At 61.3% G+C, this 26603-nt stretch carries 29 protein-coding genes; 13 read left to right on the top strand and 16 right to left on the bottom strand.

What is annotated here, in order from left to right; translation table 11 throughout:
• Nucleotide 1 precedes the first annotated feature (1 nt).
• Genes AC0NIL_RS27650 through AC0NIL_RS27635 form a run of 4 tightly spaced genes read right to left on the bottom strand, consistent with a single transcriptional unit; the run spans nt 2 to nt 3616 of the window.
• Nucleotides 2-805 carry a sugar phosphate nucleotidyltransferase gene (locus AC0NIL_RS27650; RefSeq protein ID WP_024502357.1) on the bottom strand — a complete coding sequence of 268 codons (804 nt, stop codon included), beginning with the start codon at nt 803-805 and terminating at the stop codon, nt 2-4.
• Nucleotides 805-1905 (bottom strand): CgeB family protein, encoded by a 1101-nt coding sequence (locus tag AC0NIL_RS27645; RefSeq protein ID WP_127368127.1) that lies wholly within the window; start codon nt 1903-1905, stop codon nt 805-807. The genes AC0NIL_RS27650 and AC0NIL_RS27645 overlap by 1 nt, the downstream gene beginning before the upstream one ends.
• A 14-nt stretch (nt 1906-1919) precedes the next feature.
• The gene (locus AC0NIL_RS27640; protein ID WP_473574042.1) at nt 1920-2516 is read right to left on the bottom strand and encodes a histidine phosphatase family protein; all 597 of its coding nucleotides are present in this window, start codon (nt 2514-2516) and stop codon (nt 1920-1922) included.
• A complete protein-coding gene (locus tag AC0NIL_RS27635; protein ID WP_275953915.1) occupies nt 2513-3616 on the bottom strand; it encodes an inositol-3-phosphate synthase in 1104 nt (367 codons plus the stop codon). Before AC0NIL_RS27635 ends, AC0NIL_RS27640 begins: the two co-directional genes overlap by 4 nt.
• Between AC0NIL_RS27635 and AC0NIL_RS27630 the strand changes: the two genes are divergently transcribed.
• Nucleotides 3565-5514, top strand: a complete 1950-nt coding sequence (locus AC0NIL_RS27630) for a hypothetical protein (protein WP_473574041.1) — start codon at nt 3565-3567, stop codon at nt 5512-5514. The genes AC0NIL_RS27635 and AC0NIL_RS27630 overlap by 52 nt on opposite strands.
• Nucleotides 5515-5523: 9 nt before the next feature.
• Here the strand turns inward: AC0NIL_RS27630 and AC0NIL_RS27625 are convergent, their stop codons facing one another.
• From AC0NIL_RS27625 to AC0NIL_RS27585, 9 genes are all read right to left on the bottom strand, one after another.
• Nucleotides 5524-5709, bottom strand: a complete 186-nt coding sequence (locus AC0NIL_RS27625) for a hypothetical protein (RefSeq protein ID WP_013533200.1) — start codon at nt 5707-5709, stop codon at nt 5524-5526.
• Nucleotides 5710-5802: 93 nt separating this feature from the next.
• The gene (locus AC0NIL_RS27620; protein WP_013533199.1) at nt 5803-6849 is read right to left on the bottom strand and encodes a UDP-glucuronic acid decarboxylase family protein; all 1047 of its coding nucleotides are present in this window, start codon (nt 6847-6849) and stop codon (nt 5803-5805) included.
• 23 nt (nt 6850-6872) lie between these two features.
• Entirely contained in the window at nt 6873-7976 is a 1104-nt protein-coding gene (locus AC0NIL_RS27615; protein ID WP_275953913.1) for a CgeB family protein, read from the bottom strand.
• Complete coding sequence (locus tag AC0NIL_RS27610; RefSeq protein WP_013533197.1) at nt 7973-9067, bottom strand: CgeB family protein; 1095 nt, start codon at nt 9065-9067, stop codon at nt 7973-7975. The genes AC0NIL_RS27615 and AC0NIL_RS27610 overlap by 4 nt, the downstream gene beginning before the upstream one ends.
• Nucleotides 9064-10194 carry a CgeB family protein gene (locus tag AC0NIL_RS27605; RefSeq protein WP_275953912.1) on the bottom strand — a complete coding sequence of 377 codons (1131 nt, stop codon included), beginning with the start codon at nt 10192-10194 and terminating at the stop codon, nt 9064-9066. The genes AC0NIL_RS27610 and AC0NIL_RS27605 overlap by 4 nt, the downstream gene beginning before the upstream one ends.
• Before the next feature lie 2 nt (nt 10195-10196).
• Entirely contained in the window at nt 10197-11297 is a 1101-nt protein-coding gene (locus AC0NIL_RS27600; RefSeq protein ID WP_473574040.1) for a glycosyltransferase family 4 protein, read from the bottom strand.
• Nucleotides 11282-12574 (bottom strand): TIGR04295 family B12-binding domain-containing radical SAM protein, encoded by a 1293-nt coding sequence (locus AC0NIL_RS27595; RefSeq protein WP_013533194.1) that lies wholly within the window; start codon nt 12572-12574, stop codon nt 11282-11284. The genes AC0NIL_RS27600 and AC0NIL_RS27595 overlap by 16 nt, the downstream gene beginning before the upstream one ends.
• Nucleotides 12571-13644, bottom strand: coding sequence for an NAD-dependent epimerase/dehydratase family protein (locus AC0NIL_RS27590; protein ID WP_473574039.1), 1074 nt, complete (start codon nt 13642-13644; stop codon nt 12571-12573). The genes AC0NIL_RS27595 and AC0NIL_RS27590 overlap by 4 nt, the downstream gene beginning before the upstream one ends.
• The gene (locus AC0NIL_RS27585; RefSeq protein ID WP_473574037.1) at nt 13641-14747 is read right to left on the bottom strand and encodes an NAD-dependent epimerase/dehydratase family protein; all 1107 of its coding nucleotides are present in this window, start codon (nt 14745-14747) and stop codon (nt 13641-13643) included. Before AC0NIL_RS27585 ends, AC0NIL_RS27590 begins: the two co-directional genes overlap by 4 nt.
• A 205-nt stretch (nt 14748-14952) precedes the next feature.
• Between AC0NIL_RS27585 and AC0NIL_RS27580 the strand changes: the two genes are divergently transcribed.
• The gene (locus AC0NIL_RS27580) at nt 14953-15225 is read left to right on the top strand and encodes a hypothetical protein (protein WP_063170158.1); all 273 of its coding nucleotides are present in this window, start codon (nt 14953-14955) and stop codon (nt 15223-15225) included.
• Nucleotides 15226-15327: 102 nt separating this feature from the next.
• On the opposite strand, the gene AC0NIL_RS27575 is transcribed toward AC0NIL_RS27580, so the two are convergent.
• Nucleotides 15328-15984: a response regulator gene (locus tag AC0NIL_RS27575; RefSeq protein ID WP_473541575.1), complete on the bottom strand. Its 657-nt coding sequence runs from the start codon at nt 15982-15984 to the stop codon at nt 15328-15330.
• Nucleotides 15985-16255: 271 nt separating this feature from the next.
• On the opposite strand from AC0NIL_RS27575, the gene AC0NIL_RS27570 reads away from it, so the two are divergent.
• Both AC0NIL_RS27570 and AC0NIL_RS27565 read left to right on the top strand, forming a co-directional pair.
• A complete protein-coding gene (locus AC0NIL_RS27570) occupies nt 16256-19366 on the top strand; it encodes a CheR family methyltransferase (RefSeq protein ID WP_473574036.1) in 3111 nt (1036 codons plus the stop codon).
• Nucleotides 19363-19743, top strand: coding sequence for a response regulator (locus AC0NIL_RS27565; RefSeq protein ID WP_063170160.1), 381 nt, complete (start codon nt 19363-19365; stop codon nt 19741-19743). Before AC0NIL_RS27570 ends, AC0NIL_RS27565 begins: the two co-directional genes overlap by 4 nt.
• Before the next feature lie 422 nt (nt 19744-20165).
• On the opposite strand, the gene AC0NIL_RS27560 is transcribed toward AC0NIL_RS27565, so the two are convergent.
• Nucleotides 20166-21344 (bottom strand): zinc-dependent alcohol dehydrogenase, encoded by a 1179-nt coding sequence (locus AC0NIL_RS27560; RefSeq protein ID WP_473574035.1) that lies wholly within the window; start codon nt 21342-21344, stop codon nt 20166-20168.
• Nucleotides 21345-21687: 343 nt separating this feature from the next.
• Nucleotides 21688-21921, bottom strand: a complete 234-nt coding sequence (locus AC0NIL_RS27555; protein ID WP_473574034.1) for a hypothetical protein — start codon at nt 21919-21921, stop codon at nt 21688-21690.
• A 131-nt stretch (nt 21922-22052) separates the two neighbouring features.
• Between AC0NIL_RS27555 and AC0NIL_RS27550 the strand changes: the two genes are divergently transcribed.
• From AC0NIL_RS27550 to AC0NIL_RS27510, 9 genes are all read left to right on the top strand, one after another.
• Nucleotides 22053-22319, top strand: coding sequence for a hypothetical protein (locus tag AC0NIL_RS27550; protein ID WP_063170162.1), 267 nt, complete (start codon nt 22053-22055; stop codon nt 22317-22319).
• Nucleotides 22316-22534: a hypothetical protein gene (locus AC0NIL_RS27545; RefSeq protein WP_063170163.1), complete on the top strand. Its 219-nt coding sequence runs from the start codon at nt 22316-22318 to the stop codon at nt 22532-22534. Before AC0NIL_RS27550 ends, AC0NIL_RS27545 begins: the two co-directional genes overlap by 4 nt.
• A gap of 4 nt (nt 22535-22538) precedes the next feature.
• Complete coding sequence (locus AC0NIL_RS27540) at nt 22539-22754, top strand: hypothetical protein (RefSeq protein ID WP_063170164.1); 216 nt, start codon at nt 22539-22541, stop codon at nt 22752-22754.
• A 47-nt stretch (nt 22755-22801) separates the two neighbouring features.
• Entirely contained in the window at nt 22802-23404 is a 603-nt protein-coding gene (locus AC0NIL_RS27535; protein ID WP_474048810.1) for a diguanylate cyclase, read from the top strand.
• A gap of 123 nt (nt 23405-23527) precedes the next feature.
• Nucleotides 23528-23758, top strand: coding sequence for a hypothetical protein (locus tag AC0NIL_RS27530; protein WP_082826657.1), 231 nt, complete (start codon nt 23528-23530; stop codon nt 23756-23758).
• A 398-nt stretch (nt 23759-24156) separates the two neighbouring features.
• Nucleotides 24157-24612: a hypothetical protein gene (locus AC0NIL_RS27525; protein ID WP_473574031.1), complete on the top strand. Its 456-nt coding sequence runs from the start codon at nt 24157-24159 to the stop codon at nt 24610-24612.
• Nucleotides 24609-25829, top strand: coding sequence for an NRAMP family divalent metal transporter (locus tag AC0NIL_RS27520; RefSeq protein ID WP_473574030.1), 1221 nt, complete (start codon nt 24609-24611; stop codon nt 25827-25829). The genes AC0NIL_RS27525 and AC0NIL_RS27520 overlap by 4 nt, the downstream gene beginning before the upstream one ends.
• Nucleotides 25829-26188: a hypothetical protein gene (locus AC0NIL_RS27515; RefSeq protein WP_473574029.1), complete on the top strand. Its 360-nt coding sequence runs from the start codon at nt 25829-25831 to the stop codon at nt 26186-26188. Before AC0NIL_RS27520 ends, AC0NIL_RS27515 begins: the two co-directional genes overlap by 1 nt.
• Nucleotides 26188-26523 (top strand): hypothetical protein, encoded by a 336-nt coding sequence (locus AC0NIL_RS27510; protein WP_244506918.1) that lies wholly within the window; start codon nt 26188-26190, stop codon nt 26521-26523. Before AC0NIL_RS27515 ends, AC0NIL_RS27510 begins: the two co-directional genes overlap by 1 nt.
• Nucleotides 26524-26603 lie beyond the last annotated feature (80 nt).

The raw sequence follows: 26603 nt of genomic DNA, 5'->3' as shown, positions 1-26603 counted from the left end.
GTCAGGCTCCTTCGCCGGGAACGACAGGCACATGCGGGTGTGCTCCACCCACAAGCATGGCGGTTTGGCGTTGTTCGGATGCGACGCCCTCTTCGAGCAGCCGAAGAGCCGTGCGATAGCCGTTGAAGGTGCCGACATCGACGTAGGAGACTCCGGCCCTGACACCGTAGGCTTCGCCGCCGGCAGCCAGATAGGCATTGATCAGGGTGCCGATATATTCGTCACGCCGGTCCCGTTCACGCCAGAGTGCAGCGAGCTGGTGCAAGATCCGGCCCGGCATCTTGAACGCCCCCCAGATCCAGTTCGTGGCAGCGTCTTGCCGCTTGACCTGAATTTCCTTCACCCGATCTCCCTCGTCGAGAACCACGGCATCGAAAAATTCCGGGCGGTCCACCGGGAAGAGCAGAAACGATAGGGAACTATCCGGCAGGCAGGAGAAGCCGTCCTCGGGGAACCAGATCGTATCGGGCAAACCAATCAAAACCGTCTCGTCGGGCGCGACGAGAGGCGCTGCCCGAAAAATCGCATCGCAAAGTCCAACAGGGTTGGGCTGCACCACGAACAGAGCGGCAGCGTCACCATAGCCGGCGGCGTAATATTCGAGAATGTCGGATTTGCCCGATCCGATGATGAAACAGATCTTGTCGACGCCGGCGCGCACCATCCGCCGCACCAGGTACTCGCTCACCGCGCAGGGACGCTCCGTCTGTCCATCGATCCGACTGCCTACCGGCAGCAGCTCTTTCGAGAAGCCGAGCGGTTGAATGCGGCTGCCGCGCCCGGCAGCGGGCACAATGCCCAACATCAGACTGCTTCCATCATCGGTTCGCGGGGAGATCTTTGAAAGGCGTCGTTTAGAATGTGGTCCAGCTCCGCCGCGCGCCGGGCAGAAGTGTGTTCGTCCAGAACCCGTTCGCGCGCACGGGTTTTGATGGCATCGAGTTCATCTGCCGGCAAGGCGAGCGCCGCGACCACGTCATCGGTGTCGTGGGCCAGCAGGATCTCGCTGCCGGGTTCGAAGAAGCTGCTCAGGCCAGGCCAGGTGTCGGTTATGATCGGCACCCCGCATGCCGCCGCTTCGAACAACCGGCCCGAAGGACACCAGCCTTTTTGCACCATCGCCTCGCGGGTGACATTCAGCGTCAGTCGGGAGGATGAGAAAAACGCCGGATGATCGGCCGGTGGCAGATGCCTGACGAAGAAGATGTTGTCGCCCCACGGGAATTCCTGCGGATACTGTGCGCCGCCGATGATGAAGCGTTGATCCGGTAGACGCGCGGCGGTGCGGACCAGAAGCTTTTCGACGCCGGCCTGGCGATCCGCCGCGTAGGTCCCGAGATAGGACAGATCACCGGCGAATTCGGCCCGCTTCTCTGCCGGCCGGTGTTGGTCGGGATCGACGTGCCCATAGAGCGGCAGCACATGGCGCGCACCCAGAACCGTCTTCAGCGCGTCGACCGCCGAGCCGCCGGTGTAACTTAGGACGAGGTCGAAATCGGCAAGACCCTCAGGGCCGAAATAGGGTGGACGCTCACCTTGTTCGATGCGGGCAAGCGTGACCGGCGTGTCCAGATCGTAGAACACACGCAGTCCGCGGCCTGCCTGCTGCGCCAGCCGCGAGGCGTCCACGGCGTCGGGACAATAAGAGGTGACGATAACGACATCCGATTGTTTGACTGTTTGCTCCGCGACCCGGCGGATGTCCTCCCAGTCCGGGTAGAGCACGACGTTGCCGCCGTCCAGGCGATCAAGATCGCGCGCTCCGGCATAGTAGGGCGTGTCGCGTTCGAAGAAGGTAACGGACCAGCCGCGCCGGGCGAGGGCTCGGATCAGTCCCCTCCATAAGGTGGCATGGCCGTTGCCCCATGAAGACGTGACGGTAAGACCGAAAATGACCATCTGCATCCGGCAAATCCTCGTCAGGCAACTTCGTTCAATCGGATCAGCTTCGCCCCCCAGTCCCCCGACACGATCGTCGTGATCGAAGCGGGATCAATGTCGAAGCGAAAGCAGTCGCCGGCCGGCAAGCCAAGGACCTTGCAGACGGCGGCCTTGATCACATCGGCGTGGCTGACCAGGGCGACACACTGATTCTGATGCTTCTCGTGGACAGCATTCATCACCGCGACGACGCGCTGCTGGACATAGTGCATGGTCTCGCCACTCGGTGTCCTTGCCACTTGCCGCTGATCATTCCAGGCTCGCCAGCTGGCGTCGCCATTCAGTTCATCGAAAGTCTTTCCCGACCAGTCGCCGAAGTCGATCTCGTCAAGTTCGGCGCAGATCGCGATTTCTCCGACACCGCAGGCGAGCGCAACTGGCAGCGCCGTCTCTCGGGTACGCTCGCGCGGGCTGCACAAGATCGCGACGATGGGCTCCCGGGCCATGCGGCAGCCAAGCTGCGTTGCCTGCGCCTTACCGGCATCGCCGAGGCAAACGCCGTCCATACGGCCTGCCAGATAGGAGCCGACATTTTCGTGTGCCGCATGGCGGATCAGAAAGAAGGTCGTCGTCATTCTGCGGCATCGAGCAAAGGCTCGTCCTTGCCTGCGATAAAAGCGAGCGTGCGCTGCCGCGCTTCGGCGTCGGTGAACTGTTCCGGAGGCGACTTCATAAAATAGCTGCAGGGACCGGTCAGCGCGCCAGCTATGCCGCGATCGAGCGCCAGCTTGGCGCAGCGTACCGCATCGATCACCACGCCGGCCGAGTTGGGCGAATCCCAGACCTCCAGCTTGAGCTCGGCATTGAGCGGCACGCCGCCGAAGGTCGTGCCTTCGACCCTTATATAGGCCCACTTGCGATCGGTGAGCCAAGGCACATGGTCGCTCGGGCCGACATGGATGTTGCCCGGCTCCAGGGGAACATCGAACTGGCTGGCCACGGACTGTGTCTTGGAGATTTTCTTCGATTCCAGCCGCTCGCGTTCCAGCATGTTGAGAAAATCGGTGTTGCCGCCGAAATTCAGTTGATAGGTGCGGTCGATGCGTACGCCGCGTTCACGGAAGAGATTGGCTAGCAACCGATGCACGATGGTCGCGCCGACCTGGCTCTTGATGTCGTCGCCGACCAGCGGCAGCCCGCGCTGCTCAAAGCGCCGTCGCCATTCCGGACGTGAGGCGATAAAGACCGGTATGCAATTGACGAAGGCGCAGCCGGCCTCGAGTGCGCATTCGGCATAGAAGCAGGTCGCCTCCTCGGAACCCACCGGCAGGTAGGAAACCAGCACGTCAGCGCTGCTGTCACGCAGGATCTCGGTGACATTGGCAGCCGGCTCGGGAGCTTCTTCAATCTCGTCGCGCAAATATTTGCCGATCCCGTCCAGCGTCGGTCCGCGCTCGACGCGAACGCCGGTTGTCATGGCGTCGGCAAAGCGGAACGTGTTGTTGGGGGCGGCGTAGATCGCTTCCGCGACGTCGAGGCCAACCTTGCTCTTGGCGACATCGAATGCGCAGACAATCTCGATGTCGTCGACATGGTAACCGCCGAGGTCGGCATGCATCAGCCCAGGGATTGGTTCGTTGCTTTTAGCGTGACGATAGAACGAGAGGCCCTGCACCAGGGAGGATGCGCAATTGCCGACCCCAACGATACCAACACGAACCTTTTTCGATCCCACGAAACCGCCACCCTATGTTGTTCAAAGGTAAGTTCCTGGCGCCGAACCATCAGCTTGCCGGAATGTTCCTCCGCCCATCGAAAAATTGCGCGAGACAGCATGGATCGAAGCCGCATCCGATGCGTTCCCGCACGGCAAGCATTGGAAACCGATCGATGATCGTCTACGGCGACCACAAGCGGACGCAGGACGCACAACAGCTTCGCGAAGCAGCAGGCGAAATGGCCGTAAGACTTGATCGGATGTCTCATGGCATCCGACGCCATGCTGCATTGGTCGGACTGTTCATCAGCGTGTCGGAGCTGGTTCAGGCGCTTGCCGACGTCGATTTCGAAACCTGCGGCATCGACATTTTTTCGCCACGGCAACAGCAAGGCGCCAGGCTGCTGGTCGGGCTTGCCGCCGAGGTAGCGAAGTCGTGGCGAAGCGGTTTCAACGTTGGCGGTGGCATCGATCCGGGACTTCTCAAGCTGCTGGCCGGGCTCGACTGTCAGGCCGAGGTTCTGACCGGCTCCGCTGAGGGTTATGCGCATTATGCGCTTTATCCCGAAAGCTATTTGGACGCGGCGCAGAAGTCGGGGCTCGATGCGAACACATGCGTTATCGGTGTCCGCAGCATTGGCCTTGGGCTCGCAGCTATGGTGGCGGCCTCGATTGGCGCGCCGGCGCCATTCAGCGTTCGTCCGATCGGCCATCCCTTCCACAGGCACATCAACGCCGATCCGCGGTCGATCACCGCCTGGAAGAACGATCCATCGGCGCGTTTCGCCGTTGTCGACGAGGGTCCCGGCCTGTCCGGCAGTTCGATGCATGCCGTTGTCGTTTGGCTGCGTGAACTGGATGTCGATACGGACCGCATTCACCTGTTTCCCAGCCATTCAGGCGGCCCGGGCAGCGAAGCGTCGCCGGAGGCTCGGGAAACGTGGTCGCGCTGTCCGAAACATGTGGCGACGGCGTTTGAATGCACCTTCTCCGAAAGCTCGAAAATTCCCACGCTGCGCGATTGGGTGGCCGAGGCGGTCGGCAGGCCGGAATTAAACCTGACCGAACTATCTGGTGGCGAGTGGCGGGCCGCCCACTATGCCGACGAAGGACGCTGGCCGCCGAGCCCACGCGGTACCGAGCGGCGTAAATTCCTGGCGTCCGCAGGGCGTGACCGCTGGCTCGTCAAATTCGCCGGCCTCGGCGAAACCGGACTGCGCAAGAAACGAGCCGCGGCGATGTTGCATGAAGCCGGCTTCGGATCGCAAGTTGTCGCGCTTTGCCATGGCTTTCTGGTTGAACGGTGGATTGACGGCAGCACGATGGATCAGGCGCCGCTGCCCAGGGAAAGACTGATCGCGGAGCTCACAAACTACCTGACCTGGCGTGCGCTCAATCTTCGAACTTGCGAACCGGGTGCATCATTGCTTGCGCTCGCGGAGATGGCTGTTTCCAATGCCTCGGAAGCCATGGGCGAGAAACGCGCAGCGACGTTGCGCGGTTGGCTCTCGAAACCGACCTCCGCGCATGTGCTGCAGCGCGTTGAAATCGACGGAAAGCTTCAACCGTGGGAGTTTCTCGTTCGTGCAGATGGCACGGTGCTCAAGACAGATGCTGTTGACCACTGCCGGGCACATGATTTGATCGGCTGCCAACCGATTGAGTGGGACATTGCCGGCGCCCGCGTCGAGTATGGACTGTCCGACAGCGATGTGAGGACCTTGGTCGAGGGAATGGAACTTGCCATCGACCGTGACCACATCGGCTTTTTCGAACCATGCTATTTGGCATTCCAACTCGGGCTCTGGAGCACGGCTGCGCAATCCGAAAACGGCGGGGAAAAAACAAGGCTGGCCGAGATGGCAGACCGATATAGGATGCCGCTGATACGGTTCCTGGACGAATGCCGGATATGATCGTTCCGATCAGTCCAGCCTTCGCAGCATGTCTGCTTCCTGCTCGAGAATAGTGGCCACTTCCTCGCGCTGCAGATGCGTCATCATCAGGCTGACGCAGCACTCGAGATAGGTAATCGAGGCGCGCCGCAGATAGGCAGCGGTCTCGCGTTCGGCCATCTGGTCGATATCCCTCGAGGGGCGCTTGGGTTGCATGAGGGTGATCCTCCGTATCGGGTCCTCCTGCCAAACCACAAGCCTGGGCGGATGTTCCGCACGATCTCGGGAAAGGTTCGGTACCATCTCGCATCACGCCGGAAGGTTCTGCAGCCCTCCGGGTGCGGGCCTCGCTCTTTTGGCAAAGCCCGTCATCTGATCGCCGATGCGGCTGCCTTCGAGAGCTGCGAAATAATCGATCGTCAGCTTGAGCCCTTCGTTGAGGGGCACCTTCGGCGTCCAGCCGAGCAGCGCTTTTGCACGCGAAATATCGGGCTGCCTGCGCCGAGGATCGTCTTGCGGCAGCGGTAGAAATCTCAGATCCGATTTGGTACCCGTCATCGCCTTCACCAACGCAGCCAGTCGCACGATGGTGAATTCTCCGGGATTGCCCAGATTGACCGGCTTGCCTGGATTGGGATCGATATCCATCAGGCGCCGCAATCCATCGATCTGATCGGAGACATAGCAGAAGGATCGCGTCTGCAAGCCGTCGCCGAAGATCGTCAGGGGACGTTTCTCGAGCGCCTGCATGATCAGGTTCGAGACGATGCGGCCGTCCGCCGGATCCATTCTCGGACCGTAGGTGTTGAAGATGCGCGCGACGCGCACGTCGGCTTTGCCGGCTCTCAGATAGTCGAAGCAAAGCGTTTCGGCGGTGCGTTTGCCCTCGTCGTAGCAGGCGCGCGGACCGGTGCAGTTCACGTGGCCGACATAATCCTCCCTCTGGGGATGCTGTTCCGGATCGCCATACACTTCGCTCGTCGAGGCCTGTAGCAGCCGCGCGTCATATCGGACAGCGAGTTCGAGCAGGTTGAGCGTTCCAATCACGCAGGTTCGCGTGGTGTGGATAGGGTCGGCCTGGTAACGCGGCGGCGAGGCAGCGCATGCCAGGTTGAAGATACGCTCCACGGGCTCGCCGAGATCCAATGGCCGGCAGATATCCTGCTCGATCAACCGGAAACCCGGATGGTCCATGATCGAGATGATGTTCTCCATGCGCCCAGTCAGAAAATTGTCGGCGCAGATCACGCGCCAGCCGTTGCGGAGCAATGTTTCGCAAAGATGCGAACCGAGGAATCCCGCACCGCCGGCAACAAGCACTGCCTTTGCCCTTCGCGCGTTTCGTGTTTGTCGCATCGCCGTTTTCTCCTGTCTGCTGGTCATGCTGCGCTTCCGATGTCGAAATCGAGGGCCGCCGCCCTTGGCTGTGTCAACGCCGCCACGAATTCGCGGGCCCTGGCCGCACCGGTGTGGGATGCGAGGACGCGTTCGCGGGCCCGGCGGGCCATGGCGAGGCGTGTGCGCTCGGGCTCGCCGAAGAGGATCTCGACGACATCGTCCGTTTCCCCGGCGGTGTGGATCGCGGAAGCGGGAAAGAAGCTGTCGAGCCCTGGCCAGCGATCGCTGATGATGGGCGTGCCGCAAGCAGCCGCTTCGAACAGGCGCACACTGGGCGACCATCCCGCGGCGATCATGGAACTGCGTGTGACGTTCAGCGTGTAGCGCTGACGGTTGTAGAACGCGGCATGATCGGCGGGCGGCAGATGTTCGATACGTTCGACATTGTCCGGCCAGATGATGTCGGATGGGTATTGCGAACCGGCCACGACGAAACGCCGGTCCGGCATATGCCGTGCGGGCTCGAGCAGCAGCGCGTTCAGCGTTGCCTGCCGGTCGGCACTGTAGGTGCCGAGATAGCCGAGATCCCAGCGGATCGGATCGCCGGTCCGGTGGTGCCGTTCCGGGTCGACCGAGCAGTAGAGCGGTTCGGCGCGGCGCGCGCCGAAGTCCTCCACCAGACGGCCAAGCATCGGCCCGCCGGTGAACGAGAAGTAGACGTCGAAGTAAGGAATCTGCCGCCAGCTCAGATAATCGCAATCGTCGGCTGAAAGCTGCGCCACGGTCACCGGCGTGTCGATGTCGTAAAAGCAGAAGCGCCCTTTGCAAAGTGAAGCGACGATGTCGATGACCACGCGCCCTTCCGGCACGAACGAGCCGATGACGACGATGTCGGCCTGCTCCAGGCACCGGGCGTAGTCGCGTTGTAACTCCGCGGTGGTTTCGTAGTAGCGCAAGGCGCAGAAATCCGGATCGCGCAGATCGCGGTGGTTTGCGTACCACGGCACCTCGCGCTCCAGAAAGGTCACGCGGTGGCCGAGTTCGTGCAGACCTTTCAGCAGGCCTCGAAACGTCGTGGCGTGGCCGTTTCCCCAGGATGAGGACAGCGACAGGCCAAGAAAGACGATGTCCAATTGCTTGGTCATTCCGCTGCCTCCACGGTCCCCTGCTCGAAGTGACGTTTGAAGACTGCATCGGCCACGTCCGCCCGCAACGCGTAGGTGTGATCGGCCAGCACGCGGCAAAGTGCGGCCTGGCCGATTGCCTTTGCCCGACTGGAGGTCAGCGAGCACATGATCTCGGCGACATCGCCGCCGTCGCGCGCCACCAGGATCTCCTCGCCTGGTTTCAGGAACAGTTCCACGCCCAGCCACGCATCGGTGATGAGGCAGGCGCCGGCGCCGGCCGCCTCGAAGACACGCGTGGCCGGTGAAAAACCGTTTACGGCCATGCTGTCGCGGCTGATGTTCAGAACCGCCTTGGGTGTGACGTTGAAGGCATTGTGATCGCGGGTGCCGACGTGACCGAGCCAGCCGACATTGGCGGGAAGCGGCTTGTCCCCCCAGCCCGATCCACCGAGCAGAAAACGCTGTTTCGGCAGCTGGCATGCGGGATCGAGGAAAAACGCTTCGACCCGTGCCTCACGATCCGGCAGCCTGTTGCCAAGGAACGCCAGATCGCAAGCGAAACGCGCATTGCTGGTGACCGGATAATGCGTTTGGGGATCGAGCGCATTGTAGATCGGCACGCATTCGTTCGCCCCCATGGCACGGTAGGCCCATACCACGGGGTCGCCGCCTCCATAGGTCAGCACAAGGTCGATTTCTTGCAGGGCGCTATGGAGCGGATGGTCCGGTTCGTCGCGCAACTGGGCAAGGGTTGCCGGAGCGTCCACGTCCCAGAATACCACCAAGGCGTCACTGCGGGCGTGGTCGAGAACGGCGCGCAGCAGCGCCTCGTCCTCGAAACCGACGCCACTCGCCTTGACGACGATGTCGGCGCTGGCGGCACGTGCCGCGACCTGCATCAGCGCGTGCTGGGTCGCTTCATAAACGACGACAGTGCACCAGTCAGGCGCCTCGATGTCGCGATTCTTCTGCCGGTCGTAGACGTCGGGTTCATAGAAGGTGATTTCGTAGCCCAATTGGGAAAGCGCCTTCAGCAACCCGCGATAGTAAGTCGCGGCACCGTTCCAGTAGGACGACAAAAGACTCGATCCGTAGAATGCCATCTTCATGCGGCGGCTTCCTTTGCGGTGGTGTTGTTGATGGTATGTTCGGTCGTGAATGCCGTGAGCACGCGGAACAGCTCGTCAACGCGGTGCTGGCAGGTATGCCGGGAGCGAATGGTCTCGAGGCCCGAAGTCACCAGGGAAGCCGCGAAATCCGCATCGGCCAATACCGCCCGCAAGTGTTGCCGCATCTGAGAGCCGTTCTCCGCAAACAGGAAGTCGACGCCGGGCCTGAACAACTGCTCGACATCGGACCAGGGTGCTGAAATCAGCGGAATGCCGCAGGCGAGCGCCTCGAACATCCGGATCGTCGGAATTCCAGGCAATCCCTCACGATAGGGGCGCCGTGGGATGTGAACGGTGACACGATGCGCGGCGAACGCCTTCGGCACATCGGCATTGGCGATCCATCCATCATAGCGCAGTCCGGCGGCGGCCAGGTCCGCAAGTGCGGACTTGGGATAGCGTACGCCGTGAACAGTGGCCTCGAGACCGAGATCGTGTACTGGCTCGATCAGAAATTCCTTGAGTTCGGCAGTCCGCTCATCGTCGCCCCAGTTTCCAATCCAGACCAGATCGGACATGGGATGGATTCCTGGGTGCGGCTTGAACAGGCGATCGTCCGCGGCTTCATGCCAGGTGAAGACGCGCTTGCCCCAGCCGGCGCGCAGATAGCTCTCGCGCAACGCTTCGCCAAAGGCGAGGACGCCGTCATAGTGCTCCAACCGTAGCGCCGAGATTGCCTCGGTCGCCGATACGGCCCGGTGATGGGTGTCATGAAACAGAAGGATGAAGTTGCCGCCAGCGGCCCGGGCCCGGCCGATGCGTGCGACAAGCTCCGGATCCGTCCACTCATGAACGATCACAACGTCGGCCTCGGCGATCCAGGCCTCGTGATCGAACCCGGCATCGTAGGTAACCGGCATCAACTCTGGGAAATCCTTGCGGAAGCGTTCGATGGCGAAGGATCCCTTCTCGGCCAACAGGTTCGAACGGCTCCAGCCGTCGGACGGCTCCAGCGCGACTGCCTGGTGCTGGCGCGCGATCAGATCCCGCATGATACCGCGCAGGAAATGGGCATTGCCGTGGTTCCAGTCGGATACGACCGAGTGGGTGTAGAACAAAAAGCGCATGGTCAACGCCCCGCCATAGCCAGGGCCGCCTTGTCGTAGACGCCTCGCATGGCTGCCGCTTGCCTGGCCAGTGTAAACCGGCGGCTCCGCCGCATCGCTGCCTGGCCGAGCTCTCGCCTGAGTTCGGCATCGCTGGAAAGACGATTGAGGCCGGCAGCGAGGTCGTGCGGATTGCGCGCGTCAAAGAACATCGCGGCCCCGTCCCATAGTTCGCGATAGGTTGCGATGTCGGAAAGCACCAGGGGCGTCGCCGACATGGCAGCTTCCAGCGCGGCCAGACCGAATGGCTCATAGATCGACGGCGACACGAAAATGCCGGCGCGCGCCATCAAGGAGCGCACCTCGTGAGACGGCAGTGCTCCCAGGGGAACAGCATAGCTGAAGCTGGTACGCCCGCCGTTCGGACCGTGCATCGAACCGGCGGCAAAGACGGGCCATCGCGTCAGCGACGCGGCCTGGTCGATCACCGCCGCATTCTTCCCCTCGTCCCACCAGCGGGCAGCGGCGAAGACGAGCGGTTGGCGCTTTTCGGCCTTCGGCACCGGACTGGCACTATTTCCCACCACACTCAGACGCGCGATCGGGCCGTAGCAGGTCTCAAGCATGTCGGCGTGGCTGCGGCTCGGCACGATGACTGCGTCGGCCCGATTGAAGCCACGCCTGTTGCGCTCCTTCTGCCAGGCCCATGCGCCATCCACTGCCTGTTTCCTGACGGCGTGGAACCATGTCGTCACGCAGGAATGGGAGACCGCCACGGCTGGGCACGGCGCATCGAATCCCGCCGCCTGCGTCGGCGCGTTGAAATGGACTAGGTCGATGGCGTGGTCGCGCATGGGCGCAAGCAATTCTCGCGGTAGCGCATCCAGGTCGCCGCCGTTGTGGGTCATCCAATCCGGCGGCGTGTTCAACCAGATCAGCGTGGTGAAAGCCTCTGCCTCCGCAGCCTGCTGCCTCGTCGGCTGGGGACCGAGCCCGGCAAGCACCACACTGTCGCCGCCGTTCACAAGTTCCCTTGCCAGATCAAGCGCATAGCGCCATACGCCGCCCACGGCATCGACGGTCATCAGGATGCGCCGCGAGCGCGGCGTCAGTGTCCGCAACATGTCGCCTCCAGTTCCGCCAGCGGCCGGGGCCGCTTCTCCTGGATGTCACTGAATTTCTGGAAGGATGCGAGATAGTGGTCATGGGCGCGCTCCCAGGCAAGGTCGTCGGGTTCGCCCCAAAGCTCGCGATAGCTGGGCGAACTCGGATACGGATAAAGCGGAACAGGTTCATTGGCCCATACGCCGTGGTCGATCAGGTGGGTTCGCCAGTGCTCGACCAGGGCGGGATCATCCTCGACCACGCCGATCAGATTGGCTTGAACGAATGGAACGTGACGTCTAGCATCGACGAGCAGCGCGGCAAGTTCCTCGGTGCCCAGCCGGCAGCGCTTGGCCAGCATCGCCCGGCCTTCAACCGTCAGGCTTTCGAGCCCTGCTTCAATGGAGACGCAGCCTGCGGCGCCCAGCAATTCCAGCAGCTCGGGCTTCCACAGATCGATGCGGGTCTGCACGCCGAATTTCACATTGCGATCGACCAAGGCTTCCAGCAACGCTTTTTGCGGCAGGAAGATTTCGTCGATGAAGTAGATGTAGCCGACACCTTGGGCAATCAGCCGATCGATCTCCGCGACCACCGCTTCGTGGTTTCGACGGCGATAGGCATCACGGAAATCGATCTTGGCGCAGAAGCTGCAATTGTAGGGACAGCCGCGCGATGCCTCGACTTCCGCGCCGAACCCGACCTGATTGTCATCGAACCTGTGATGGTGGTGCGAATGGGCTGCGATCCAGTCCGCAGGCCATTCGAGGGGTGGATGATCGACAAACGAGCTGGCGTGGACGCCGCCGTTCGAAACCACCCTGGCATCCCGCAGATAAGCGGTTGAGGGCACTGCGCTCCAATCGTCGCGCCGGGCAAGTTGCTCGACGACTTCTTCGCATTCGCCGCGCACGACGATGTCGACGCCGAGCTTGCGCAAGGTTGGCGCCGGCGTGGCCGAGCCGTGCGGCCCGACGGCGACCGTGCGTCCACCGCGCCCGGCGAGAAGGTTGAGGAAATCGGCCGGCACGCGCAATTCCGGCGGTGCGCAGCGCCAGAACAGATAGGTCGGCGCGGTACTGACGACAGTCATTGCCGGGGCGAAATCGGCCACCCGCTCGCAAAGACCGGAATTGTCGAGCTTCTGCAACTGACCATCCAGCATCAGCACCTCATGTCCGGCGGCTTCGAGCAGGGCCTTCGAATAGCCGAGTTCCAGCGGCAGATGTGGTTGGCGGCAGCCGAAATAGATGCTGTCATCGTAGGTCCAGAATGGGTTTACCAGAGCGATTTTCATGCGACGTACCTCACGGCTTCGGGGTGAGGCTCGAGCCGGTGGCGCTGCAGCCAGTCGGCTAGGTCGCGGACGCCTTCGCGCCATGAAACCTGGGCCATCCAGCCAAGCGCGGTTTTGATCTTGCGGGTGTCGGCGACGAAGAAGGGCTGGTCGCCGGTGCGTTCGCCATCATGGCGGATTGAAAGCTCATGGCCGGTCAGGCCACGGATCTCGCTCAACAGCGTGCGCAGGCTGAGCGCATTTTCCGGGCCACCGCCAAGATTGAATGCCTGGCCTTTGGTCGTCTCGATGTGGTCGAGTACGGCCCTGTAGGCGGCGACGGCATCGGAAACATGCAGGATATCGCGCACTTGCCTGCCGTCACCGTAAATGGTGATGCGGCGTCCCGTCAGCGCGCTGAGCAGGAAGTGCGCGACCCAGCCCTGGTCCTCGGTTCCGAACTGGCGCGGTCCATAGATGCAGCTCATCCGCAGCACCGCCGTCGGCATGCCGTAGGATTTGGCGTAGTCGAGCACATACTGGTCCGCCGCGCCCTTGGAGCAACCGTAGGGCGTGCAGAAGTCCAGGCCCCGAGCCTCATCGATGCCGTTCGCCTGGATGACGCTGTCGCAAGGCACATAGCGGTCGCCGTCCTCGCGGACCGCGACGTCGGGCAGGCTGCCATAGACCTTGTTGGTGCTGGCGAAGACAACAGGAATACACTCACCGCTCAGTCGCGCCGCCTCCAGTACGTTGAATGTTCCGCGAAGGTTGATGTCGAAATCCTCGCCCGGCTGGACCAGGCTTGTGGTGACGGCGGTTTGCGCGGCCAGATGGAAAATTGCCTTTGAACCCGTCAGAGCCGGCGCCAAGGCGTTGGCGTCCCGCACGTCGATGGTCTCCACCGTGAGGCGACTGGCGTGTTTTTGTGCCAGCCATTCAAGGTTCTGCTGGACGCCCGGACGGCTGAGATTGTCGATCACCAGCACCGGTTCGCCATCCGACAACAGGCTGTCGGCGAGGTTCGATCCTATGAAGCCGCTGCCGCCGACGATGGCGACCGGCGCGTCGCGTCGATTGCGTGTGTTCATGACACCAGCCCGCGTTCTTCGAGCTCGCGTTTCATGTCGGCGCCGCGGTCGACGGCGGACGTGTTACGCACCCAGGAAACGAAATCGCCGAGCGAATTCTCCAGTTGCCGCACCGGCTCGAAACCGAGCAGCTCACGGGCCTTGGAAATATCGGCGAAGCAGTTGCGGATATCGCCGGAGCGCGCTTTGCCGAGCAGTTCGGGCGAGCGGTTCGGTGTCCCCATGGCCTCGGCCAGCAATCGTGCGACTTCGCTGATCGCGTAGGCTCGGCCGCTGCCGATGTTGATGACATGACCCTTTGCCTGGCGTTGCTGCAGTGCAAGGCGAAAGGCGCGGGCGACGTCATGCACATGGACGAAATCGCGCTTCTGTTCGCCATCCTCGAAGATCATTGGCCGTTGGCCGTTGGCGAGACGCGAAGCGAAGTTGGCCAGCACGCCGGTATAGGGGTTCGACAATGCCTGGCCGGCGCCGAAGACATTGAACAGGCGCAACGCGACAGCATCGATGCCATAGGCTTCGCCGAAGATCAGCACAGCGCGTTCTTGTACGTATTTTGTCAGCGCATAGATTGAGGCGAGATCGACCGGCTTTTCTTCGTCCGTCGGCAGCGGCGAGAGGGGGGCTCCCTCTGGCGATAGCGGATTCCATTGCCCGCTTTTGATGTCGTTCGCCTTGCGCCGGGCATTGTCGATGCGCCGGCCGTCTGGCGTTGCATAGAGCCCTTCGCCATAGACGCTCATCGACGAGGCGACGACGATCCGTTCGACCGGGTGCTTGATCAGTGCTTCAAGTAGCGTTGCGGTGCCGAGATCATTGGCGCCGACATAGCGCGCGATCTCGTACATCGATTGTCCGACGCCGACTTCCGCCGCCAGATGAATGACCGCGTCAACACCTTCCAGCGCACTGGCGACCGCCTCCCGGTCTCGGACATCACCTTTGATCAGTTCGGTCCCGGCGGGAAGCGCGACGGCTTCGCCCGCATGCACCTGCTCCAGCAGCGCATCGAGGATGCGAACCGAATAATCCTGCTCGACGAGTTCCTGTGCGACATGCCGGCCGATGAAGCCGCAGCCTCCTGTAACCAATATGCGTTTCACGACGACTCCTCAGACAAGTAACCTCGGCGCCCCGAACTTTTCGGCAAAAGGTTTGTTCCCTTGCTTCAACAAAGTTCCTTTGGCGGACTTCGTTGGGCCGGCATCGCGATCACGGCGCGGTGCTGGAACATTGACGCCCTTGTGCTGTTAGGACGCCCGACAGCCCGCGTGTCTCATGGGGCAACGCCGATCAAAGGAGATTTCAATGTCTCAGTCGCAAACGACCACCGACCACGACGAAATTCGCAAGTGGGCCGAGGAGCGGGACGGCCGGCCGGCAGTGGTGCGCACAAAAGGCGAGGGCGGCATCCTGCGGATCGACTTCGGTGAGCCTGAGGAAGCATTCGAGCCCATCGAATGGGACGAGTTCTTCCGGATATTCGACGAGAACGATCTGGCCTTTCTGTATCAGGCCAAGACTGGGGAGGGGAAAGCCAGCCGTTTCAACAAATTCGTCGAGCGCGATCAGAAGGGCTGATGACGCAAGCCAAGCGGCTGATCTGTACGGCCCAGTTGTCGAGATGTGGTCAACAATGACGGCCCCGCGGCTTAGCACTTCAGCCTGAGAGGGAGGGTAAAATTAATGCATCAGGTTTGCGCCGCGGGTTTTCGCCATCTCTCGCATGATGCCGTTGAGCCAGTTTTCAGTGGATTGACCAGGCTGTCTGCGGTCGACATCCCGGATCGCTTGCTCGAGCGTCCTCTCGACGAGCCGATCCGATGCGTCGACGTCTCCCAGCAAAAGGCGCGCCGCAAGTCGCAGTTTGGGCAAAAGCGCGAAGACGTCGTCGGACGGGTCCGGTCCGGGGGTCGCCCGCCCCGATTCCTGCGGGGGAAAGAGTGCGTTGAACACCGCCTGGCTGCCCGAGGATTTCCGCAGATTGCTGGCGTAGCGGAGATGGTCGGGAATGGCGATGTCGTCATCGCCACTGAAGAACACGAAGGGGACACCCCGGCGCATCAACTCATCGGCGATTGGAAACACGCGTCGGCCATTGAGATTGACGTCGAGGATTGCAGCTTCGGCCGTCCCGGTGTGTTTGGAAGCCTGTTCGACGGTTGCAGCGGGACCAAGGATTATGGCGCCCATATTGCTGAAAAACCGCGCAAGATCTCCCGCCATCGTCCATTCGTCTTCAACTATCAGAATATGCAGCCCCCGCAGGTCGCGCACGTCGTCATCCTTTCTTGCAACGGAGGTTAGAATGCAGAGGATTTGCTTTCCGAATTCTGTCATCCAAGGCCGCCTGCAACCGCTTCGCAAGCATCAGCATGCGATCCGGGACGGGCCCCGCATCGGAATCTGCTAGCGATCCAGGCGCCCCTGACACCACTGGCGCTCGGAGTTTTATGTCAGCAGAGCGTTTCGTCATTGAACCACCATTGATATCGGGTTCAACGTCATCCCTGACGTCTTGTTCCATACCTCTTGCGCGCTATATGGTTGTGTCCTGTTCGATCCGGCCTTGAGGAGACTTCATGTCGGGTCGGCGAAAGGGGGACATGCCGTGACTGCCCGATCGACTAGATTTCCCATCGTTGGCATCGGCGCGTCCGCGGGTGGCATTCCCGCGATGGAAGGCTTGTTCAAAGGCGTTACCAGCCAGCCCGGCATGGCGTTCATCATCATCACGCATCTCAGCCCGAAGCGAGAAAGTCTGTTGCATGAAGTTGTCAGCCGCTACACCGAGATGCCTGTCGTTGTGGCCGAAGATGGCATAGCTGTTGTACCTGACCACGTCTACGTGATGCCACAAAACGTCACTCTGGCGATCGCCAACGGTGTGCTGCGCCTGCGGCGGCCCAACGGGCTTACCCAAGAGCGCAAACCCGTCGACATTTTCTTTAGTGCGCTCGCTGAAGACCAGGGCGAATATGCCGTGGGCGTCATTCTGTCGGGCGGTGATTCCGATGGAACGCTGGGCGCCAAGGCGATCAAGGAGCGGGGTGGCCTCACTGTCGCGCAAGCGCACGACGGCTACGGGCCGCGCAATCCCGACATGCCACAGAGCGCTATTGCCAGCGGGCTCGTCGACGTCGCTGTGCCCGCCGAGGAGATCGGGGCGAAGCTGGAGGCTTTCGCCCGCGGCTTCGACACGCTGAAAGGGCTGGCGGAAGAAGATGGCGACCATACGGCCGACATCGATAAGGTGCGAGAACAGATATACGCCATTCTGCGCAGCCACTCCGGCCACGACTTCTCGGGCTACAAGACCAAGACGTTCCTGCGCCGCGTGAAGCGACGCATGCAGATCGCCCAGGTCCATTCCATCAGCGCCTATATAGACTGGCTGAAGAAAGATGCTCGCGAGGTGATGAACCTTTTTCGCGATCTGCTGATCAATGTCACCAACTTCTTTCGCGACCCCGATGCCTTCGAGTTGCTCGAGCGAAAGATCATACCGCAGTTGTTCGAAGGCAAGACCGCCAGTGACACCGTCAGGGTCTGGGTTCCCGGATGCGCCACCGGCGAGGAGGTGTTCTCCATCGGCATCCTGCTGCGCGAACACATGGAGAAGCTTACGGTCGTTCCGCGCGTCCAGATATTTGCCACCGACATAGACGAGCCAGCGCTGGCGGTGGCCCGGGCGGCACGCTATCCCGAAGCCTTGCTGCAAGGGCTTTCACCCGAACGCCGACAGCGGTTCTTCAACGGCGACGGAGAGAGCTATGTCATTGGCAACGAGATACGGGAACTGTGCATCTTCTCGCCGCACAGCGTCATTCGCGATCCGCCTTTCTCGCGCATGGATCTGGTCTCCTGCCGCAATCTGCTGATCTATTTCGGCCCGAGCATCCAGAGCCGTGTCATCCCTGTCTTTCACTATGCATTGAAACCCGGCGGTTACCTGTTCCTCGGCACCTCCGAAAGCGTTGGGCAGCACGACAATCTGTTTGCCACTGTCGACAAGAAACATCGTCTCTTCCAGGCGCGCGAGCATGCCTCGCCGCATATCAGGCTGCCCGCCTTGATCGGTGAGAGCCGTTCCGGCGTCTTTCCCTCTGAAAGCGCCGGCTTAAGGAAGGGAGCCGCCGGTTATCCGCTGCGCCAGGCTGTCGAGGCGCAGGTGCTGGAGCGCTTCGCTCCGCCGCATGTCCTGGTCAACGCTGAGGGCGATGTCGTCTATTATTCGGCCAGGACCGGCAGATATCTCGAAGCGCCGCAAGGGATTCCCAGCCGGCAGTTGCTGACGATGGCTAGGCGTGGGCTGCGGCTGGACCTCCGCGCGGCGTTGCGGGAAGCGACGACGACGCGCCGCACAGTGGTGCGGGAAAACCTCATCGTAGAGGAAGACGACGAACGGGTCCAGCCGATCAGGCTCACGATCGAACCGCTCACCGAACGTGGCAATGGCGAGCCGCTTTATCTCGTCCTGTTCGAACCGTCGGGGCCGACCCAGGCCCGCTCAGAGGAAGACGGCGGCGGCCGTGACAGTGACAGCACCGCCGATCTCGAGCGGGAGCTGCGCGACACCAGGGAGCGCCTGCAATCGACGATCGAGGAATACGAGACCGCGCTGGAAGAGGTCAAATCGTCGAACGAGGAACTCGTCTCCGTCAATGAGGAGGCGCAGTCCACCAACGAGGAACTCGAAGCCTCGAAGGAGGAGATGCAGTCGCTCAACGAGGAGCTCAACACGATCAACGCCGAGTTGACGGCCAAGATAGAGGAGCTCGACCACGCCAACGGCGATCTGCGCAACCTGTTCGAAAGCACCGACATCGCGACCATTTTCCTCGACCGCAGCCTTGTGGTCCGTACCTTCACGCCGGCGGCGTCATCCTTCTTCAGCCTGCGTCCCTCCGATGTCGGCCGGCCGCTGACGGATCTGTCTAGCCAGCTCGACTACCCCGAGCTGAAGCAGCACATCGACAAGGTTTTCGAGACAGGCGAGATCCTGAATCACCATCTGGCACGCGATGCCAGGGGCCTGTTCCACATGGTCCGCATCAATCCCTATCGCGACAAGGGCAACAGGATCCAGGGCGTGGTGGTGACACTTGTCGATGTCACCACTCTGGCACAGGCGGAAGAGCATCAGCAGGTGCTCATCTCTGAACTCAACCACCGGGTCAAGAATATGCTTGCGGTGATCGCCAGCATTGCAAGCCGCACGCGGGAAAGTTCTGATACGAAGGAGGAGTTCGCGGATGCGCTGATCGGTCGCCTGCATGCCATGTCGCGGGCCTACGGCCTGCTGACCCGGGAGAGATGGAAGGAAGCCTCGGTCAGGGAACTGCTCCAGCAGGAGCTCGAACCATTCGGCATCGAGCGGATCGAACTCGATGGCGAGGATGTCAAACTAGGTCCGCAACAGGGGCTTTCCCTCAGCATGGCCATTCATGAACTGGCCACCAACGCGGCCAAGTACGGCGCTTTGTCAAAAACCGACGGCAAGGTCAGTGTGCAATGGTCGATCGAGGAGGACAGTTTCACATTTGGCTGGCGCGAAAAGGACGGCCCTGTTGTCAAGGCGCCCTTGGACAATGGTTTTGGCCTGACACTGCTGCAGGGAGAAATTGGTTACAGGCTCGGCGGCCATGTCGAGACCGCGTTCCACAAGGACGGCCTCAGCGTCCAGATCGCGTTTCCAGCAAACCACAAGGAGGCGCCGTGAGCGACGACAGGCCGCGCGTTCTGGTGGTCGAGGACGAATGGCTGATCGCCGAAGACGTCGCGTCTCGCCTGCGTGCGGCGGGTTATCCCGTGATCGGCCCGGTCTCGTCGGTCGCCGCGGCTCGTCAACTTATCGATGCAGGCAAAGTCGACGTGGCGCTGCTCGACATTCAATTGAACGGTGAAACGAGTCTGCCCGTAGCCGAAACATTGCTGGCTCGCGGCGTCCCCTTCGCCTTCATGACCGGATTTGGGCCGCGTGATGTTCCCCAACCCTTCCGAAGCTGCAAATTCGTGCCAAAGCCGGCAGGCGACGCTGCCCTTCTCAACACCCTGGCCGACCTGGCATTGCTTCGTCCCGACACGCACTCGTCGTGATTTCAACAGGCGGTTTCGATCAGTCCAGGGGTTTGTCCGTCGGCCGAGGCGTGGTGCTCGCCTGACGCGGCCGCCCGGCCTTGCGATTGGCAACCGGATTGTCAAGCGGCGCGGTCGACGGCCGGGATGTGCCTGCGGTTTTCGGCGTCTCCGGCTTGCCACCGGCATCCGTGTCACTGGCGTCCCGTCTCGGGTGCGGCAGACCATCGGCGTTCGGAGACCGGACGCTGGGTTTCGATGTGGAACTCTCATTGCTCATGGCAGCACCTTTCTTTGCATCGGGTGGGGCACGGTAGTCCCGCCGCTGTGAAGTCTGCAGGTCAAACCGTCGCCGCGATCGAAGGTTCCAGGTGCCAACGGGTCCATTGCGATCCACGGCCGCCGACTTACTCAGGGCAGACCTGGTGCGAGAGCCCGACACCTCAACCATGCGGCCGCATCACCACCTTGATGCAGCCATCCTGCTTGTCACGGAACGTCTTGTAGAGATCCGGCCCGGCTCCGAGATCCGCCCGGTGCGTGATCACGAAGGAGGGATCGATGTCGCCCTTCTGGACTATGTCCAGGAGCGGTTCGAGGTAACGCTGAGTATGGGTCTGACCCATCCGGAAGGTCAGGCCCTTGTTCATGGCGGCGCCGAACGGAATATGATCGACGAGACCGATATAGACGCCGGGCACCGAGATGGTGCCGCCTTTGCGGCAGGAGTAGATTGCTTCGCGCAGTACATGCGGCCTGTCGGTGCCGAGGTAGACGGCGGCCTTGACCTTGTCGAGCATGGCGTCGGCACTGGCGCCGGGATCCGACTCGGTGCCGACACAGTCGATGCAGCGATCAGGACCGCGGCCATCGGTCATCGCCATCAAGGCGTCGTAAATATCGGAGTTGCTGAAGTCGAGCGTCTCGGCCTTGCCGTGCTCGCGAGCCATCGCCAGCCGCTCCGGCACCTTGTCTATGGCAATAACGCGGCCGGCGCCGAGCATCCATGCGCTTTGGATGGCGAACTGGCCGACCGGACCGCAGCCCCAGATAGCGACGGTATCGCCTGGCTCGATGCCGGCATTTTCAGCCGCCATGTAGCCGGTCGGGAAGATGTCTGAGAGGAACAGCACCTGTTCGTCGTCCATTCCTTTGGGCACCTTTATCGGACCGACATCGGCGAAAGGGACTCGCAGATATTCGGCTTGCCCTCCCCAATAGCCGCCGACCAGATGCGAATAGCCGAACAGGCCCGCCGGGGATTGTCCCATCACTTCGGCGGCCTGTTTGGCATTGGGATTGGACCTGTCGCAAAGCGAGAACAGCCCCTTCTGGCAAAACCAGCATTCGCCGCATGAGATGTTGAACGGCACCACGATGCGGTCACCCTTCCTGAATTTCGAATGGCCGCGGCCGACTTCCACGACCTCGCCCATGGTCTCGTGTCCAAGCACGTCGCCCGATTCCATGGTCGGCATATATCCGTTCATCAGATGCAGGTCCGAGCCGCATATGGCGCAGCAGGTGACCTTGATGATGACGTCGCGATCATCCTCTATAGCGGGATCAGCCACCTGGTCGCATCGGATGTCGCCTTTGCCGTGCCATGTGAGCGCTTTCATGAGGTTGCTCCTTGTTGGAAGAAGGTTGGAAGGCAAATCGTGTAAAAGGCACCGTCTGAGCGTCTGCAGCAATCCGTCGATGTACAGGTCAACACATGGGAGTTGCTGCCGTGATGCCCGATTGTTCAGTCTTTGGATGCGGAACCCGGCTCGGCCATCTTGCGGTGCTGTTCAGCCAGCGTGCCTGCCGGCATCACATGCGCCGCGGCGACCTGCAGCTTGTTCTCCAACTGCTGATGACTTGTTCCTCGCCGGCCATCATCGCCTCGTAACCGGCTATGACTACATCGGTGGGATTGTCCTTCTCATCGGTGCCGACCTTGCCCTCACCACGGCCAACTTTTCATTCGTCATATTCGTCATAACGTCCTCCGAATTTCGCTTCGGCCGAACCACCATCGAGGCTGATTGTTCCGTACGGATAGGATTGAATGGGCGGCTTTATGCCGGCCATGAAAAGCGATTTTGTTCTGGGCACATTCGACTGTGAACAACTCATGATGGCGGTGGAACAACTCAAGTTTGTGCGAGTTCGGTAGCCGTGCAGCGTCATCGCTCCCCTTGTTTGATGCTGCACGGTCGGGTCCCCTCAGCCTGATCAGCCCGCGCGCCCTCGCGGCAGCGCGGGCTTTCTATGGGCAGGCCGCCATGTTTTAAATCTTTGGAACAACGTACCCGTTCAGCAGTTCGGCGTGCAGGAGGAACAAAATGCAATTCGCGGAAGAAATCGCGCTCAGGCGCGTAAAGATGCTGGTCGAACAATATGTTGTCGCCAGGAGCAGGAGATATGATTTCGTCTCGACCGAACTCGCCTGTAAGGCCATCCGCCAGGTCGTACGAAGCCCGATCGAGGACGCCGAACTGGACCATCTGCTGGCCAGAAGCGCCGTCAAACAAGGGCTGTCGGTGCGGTTCGACCGGATAGGTCATTGGCAGGCGGCTTCGCCCGAACTCAGCCAGGAGAAATCAGCATGAGGGCAGTGCTTTTGATGTCGGCCGCATTGCTCGCCTTGGCGGCGTGTAATGACAATGCCGATCCAGCCAAGTCCAAGACGGATACCACGAACAGCCAACCGGTCGACAAGAATCCCACGACGGACACCAACCCGACACCGCAGACCAGCACCGGCGGCGATCAGCAAGGTACGCAGCCAGCCCAGCCTGCATCTCCCAAGCCAAGTGGCGGCTAGGCCTATGGAGCGACGCAACGCGATAATCTCGCTGGTGATAGCCGCAGTCATCATTGTCGGTTTCGTCGTCGGCTTTTTCTACATTGATATGGGCTGGCAGACCTCGCCGCTGAAACGCGCGCCTGAACAGAACCAGGGTGGCAACGCCCCGGCGGATACCTCACCAGCCGCGGGCGTCCAGAAGAATCCCAAGGAAAACACCGAAATGCCTGGGCAGTGATCGACAGCTCGTCTCTGAGTAGACCTCGAACCAGGCCAGACGCGTTTATGCTGTCAGGTCCCACCGTGCTGATCCTTATGTACTTTCTGCTTCCCGTCTGGCTTGTCGCTGGCTTTGCAGACTGGCTTTGCCACCGCGCCTCACATATCGAGTCGACCACGGGCGCCAAGGAATCCTTGATCCATCTTCTGATGTTCGCCGAAGTAGGCGTGCCGTTGCTGGCAGCCATGTTCCTCGAGGTGGATGCCTTGGTCATCGCTGTCATGATCGTCACCTTCTTCATCCACGAGGCGACGGCGATGTGGGATGTACGCTATGCAACCACGGCGCGCAGGGTAACGCCGATCGAACAGCATGTGCACAGCTTTCTGGAAATGATCCCGCTGATGGGCCTGGTCAGCGTCGTCTCCCTCCATTGGACGCAGTTTCTTGCGTTGTTCGGGGCGGGGCCGGAAACCGCGCGCTTCGATATCGTCTGGAAATCGCAGCAGTTGCCACTGATCTATATCGTCTGCGTGATGGCCGTGATCGTACTTTTCGAGTTGCTTCCGTATGTGAAGGAATTCGTCAGGGGCTTACGGGCCAATGCCGGGAGGCTGATCCCGCCGAAAGCCAGGCGACGCGACCCGGGCCACACGACGTTGCGGTGATGGGGCGGTCTGAAACGATGCTCCCTTGACCACAAGTACTCGGCGGTCTGAGCGCCGTCTCGCGCGGAACATCTCTGCCGGACTGGTCATTAACAGAACGGGAGAGGACAGACATGGAGCGTGATGATGAGCATCCTTTCCGACCTCGACAAAAAGCTGACGGACAACATGTATGAACATGCCAGCGAACTCACGGATGCGGTGGCGGACCTGCCGCCGGAACTCGTTGAAAGCGTCGACCGGCTAATGCCTTTCATCCAGCCCGAAGCGCGCGAGACGGTGAGAAATCAGGTTTTCGGCCTGATCCACGAATACAGGATCGTGGCCCCTCGCAGCCCGGCCGATCAGGATTGACCTACCCGTTCTGGTCTATCGCGTGAGGCGCGGGTTGGCTGCCGCCATCGTTGCTTGCTCTATGGCCGCCGAACCACAGCCAAGCCGCGACGATCGCGACTGCCACGATCACTATCCAGGATATGAGACGAGGCATTGCGGGATTCTCCGTGCCAGCAGTCCATTCACGTCGACGTGATGATCAGGACGGAATTGAAGTCGGCTCCGCCGCCTCCTTGTGCTCCTAATTCCGCACGCGATCCTTTGTTCCGCTTGAGTTGCGGTGGCCGGCTGAGATCTGTCGCGTCCACATGCCCTGCAGCCGCCCCGCCGGATAGGCTTTCGTTGACGCGCCCGCTGAACGCTCTAGGTCAATTCAAGCCGACCACCGCTCGTTCGGCACTAGGGGAGACTATTCTGTGGCGCACCAAACGCCTGATTTGATCGTTAGCCGCCGCTATCTCAGGCTCGATTGCCTGTGCCTGCTTTTGCTGATGCTCTCGGCATGCTCATCTTCCGATCAGATCGAGCAGCAATCACGAACCGTGGCGTCCGCATCGCAGACCGTGTTGATGGCGCTGGACGCCTGGGCGGCAGGGGCGGCACCGACCGCATACACGGTGGACACGCTGCAATCGATCGGCAAGACGCTCGTAGATACGGGGGCGCAAATCCGGTCCGCCGAAACCAGTGAACCCACCGAGCAAGCTTCTCTGACAAAAGCAGTCAATGATTTGTCGGTCGCGGTGACGCGTGCCAAGGCCGGACTGCAGGCAGATGACCGGCTGGAAGTCCAAGACGCGCAACAGGATTTACGGCTGGCGTCGCGTTCGCTCGCTGCCGCCTACGCCAAGTACTTCGCGCCGAAGCCATGAAGAAGCTCATGGAAATATCCCTCGGCGTCGTCACCAGCGTCGGCGGCTTCCTCGAAGTTGGGTCCATGGCGACGGCGGCGCAGGCAGGGGCGATGTTTGGCTTCCAGTTGATCTGGGCGGTGGTGCTCGGCACCATCTGCATCATCTTTCTTGTCGAAATGTCCGGCCGGTTCGCGGCCGTGAGCCATCACACGATCTCCGACGGCATCCGCGAAAGGTTCGGTTTCAACGTCTTTCTATGGCCGTTGCTTGCCGCCTTGCTGGTCAATTTCCTGGTGCTGTCCGCCGAGATCGGCGGCGTTGCCATTGCGCTCGAACTTGCCACCGGCATAGGCTTCCAGTGGTGGGCACTCCCGGTGGCTTTGCTGGCGTGGCTGCTGCTCTGGAAAGGCACGTTCGGCTTCATCGAGAAGGGCGTTTCGATTCTCGGTCTGGTGACGCTGTGTTTCGTCGTCGGAGCGGTGATGCTGAGACCTGATTGGACGGCAGTCGCAAGGGGCGCCGTGCCTTCGCTGCCGGTCCACGATGCCGCCAATTACTGGTTCATGGCGGTCAGCATTCTGGGCGCCTCGATATCGCCCTACCTGTTCATGTTCTATTCCTCGGGGGCCATCGAGGACCGGTGGGACAAAAGCTATCTCGGCGCCAATCGGGCCATAGCGGGGTTGGGCATGACCTTCGGGGGCACCATCTCGATCGGCGTGTTGATCGTGGCCGCTCTCGTGCTCGCCACGCATGGCGTCACCCAGGTGGACGACTATCACCAATTGCCGTTGATGCTGATCCCCATATTCGGCTTCTGGGGCTTCGTGCTGTTTGTTGCTTCTCTCGCCATCGCCTGCTTCGGCGCCGCACTCGAGGTCGGGTTGCAACAGGCCTATCTTGTGGCCCAAGGGTTCGGCTGGAATTGGGGCGAGGATCGCAAGCCGCGCGACGATCCGGGTTTCAGCGCCATCTACACGATATCATTGCTGTTGGCGGCTATTCCCATCGCGCTTGGTCTTGACCCGCTGAGGCTCACCATCTTTTCCATGGCGCTGACGGCTGCCAGCCTTCCGCTGACCGTCGTTCCGTTCCTGTTTCTGCTGAACGACAAACGTTATGTCGGCGAGCATCGCAACGGCATTTTGTCAAATGCCGCCGTCATCTTCATCATCGCGCTTGGCTTCGTACTGGCGGTGGTGACCATCCCGCTGCAGATATTCGGAGGCACATGATGAAGTTGCTGCGTGATCTCCTGGACAAGCAGGTGGTCGACCGCGAGCAGGTCAAGATCGGCAAGGTCGACGGTTTGGTGGCGCAGTTGCGACCTGGCAAGCCGCCTCGGATCATTGCCATCGAACTCGGCTCCATCACCCTGGCGCGTCGCCTCGGCGCACGGCCCGGGCGCTGGATGGCGCGGCTCGCGGTCAAGCTGGGTGGCACGCAGCATGGCGAACCTCATCGGGTCGCCTGGCGCAAGGTGAAAGATATCGGCATCGATATCGAGTTCGACATCGATGTGCGAGAAACGTCGATCTTCGCCTGGCAGGACTGGTTGCGCGACCATATCATCGGGCGCATTCCGGGAGCTTGATGATGATCACGGTCAATCTGGAGCATCTGGCGGGGCGGCGCGTACTCTCGCAGCGCGGCAAAAATGTCGGTTATATCGAGGAGATCCGCGCCGAACGGGATGGTGACGATTTCGTCGTCACCGAGTTCCACGTCGGGGTCTACGCTGCTTTCGAGCGTCTTTCGGCTTCGGCCATAGGCGTGGCGGTGCTGGATCTTTTCCGATTGCGCCGCCGCGACGGTCTATACCGCATTCCTTGGGACAAGCTCGACATTTCCGATCCCGCGCGACCGCGGCTGCTGTGCCCAATGACCGAACTCTCAGGCATGAAGGACGCGCCAGACCTCCAGGAATAGGTCGTGGGTGCTGCATCGTCGGGATTAGTCTCATCGCAGCATGCTTGCCGCGAGGAAGACCACGGCTGCTGTCAAAACGA

The organism is Mesorhizobium sp. WSM1343 (genome assembly GCF_055901535.1).
The sequence above is the reverse complement of the archived record's forward strand: the minus strand, read 5'-3'. Positions and strand labels throughout refer to the sequence as shown.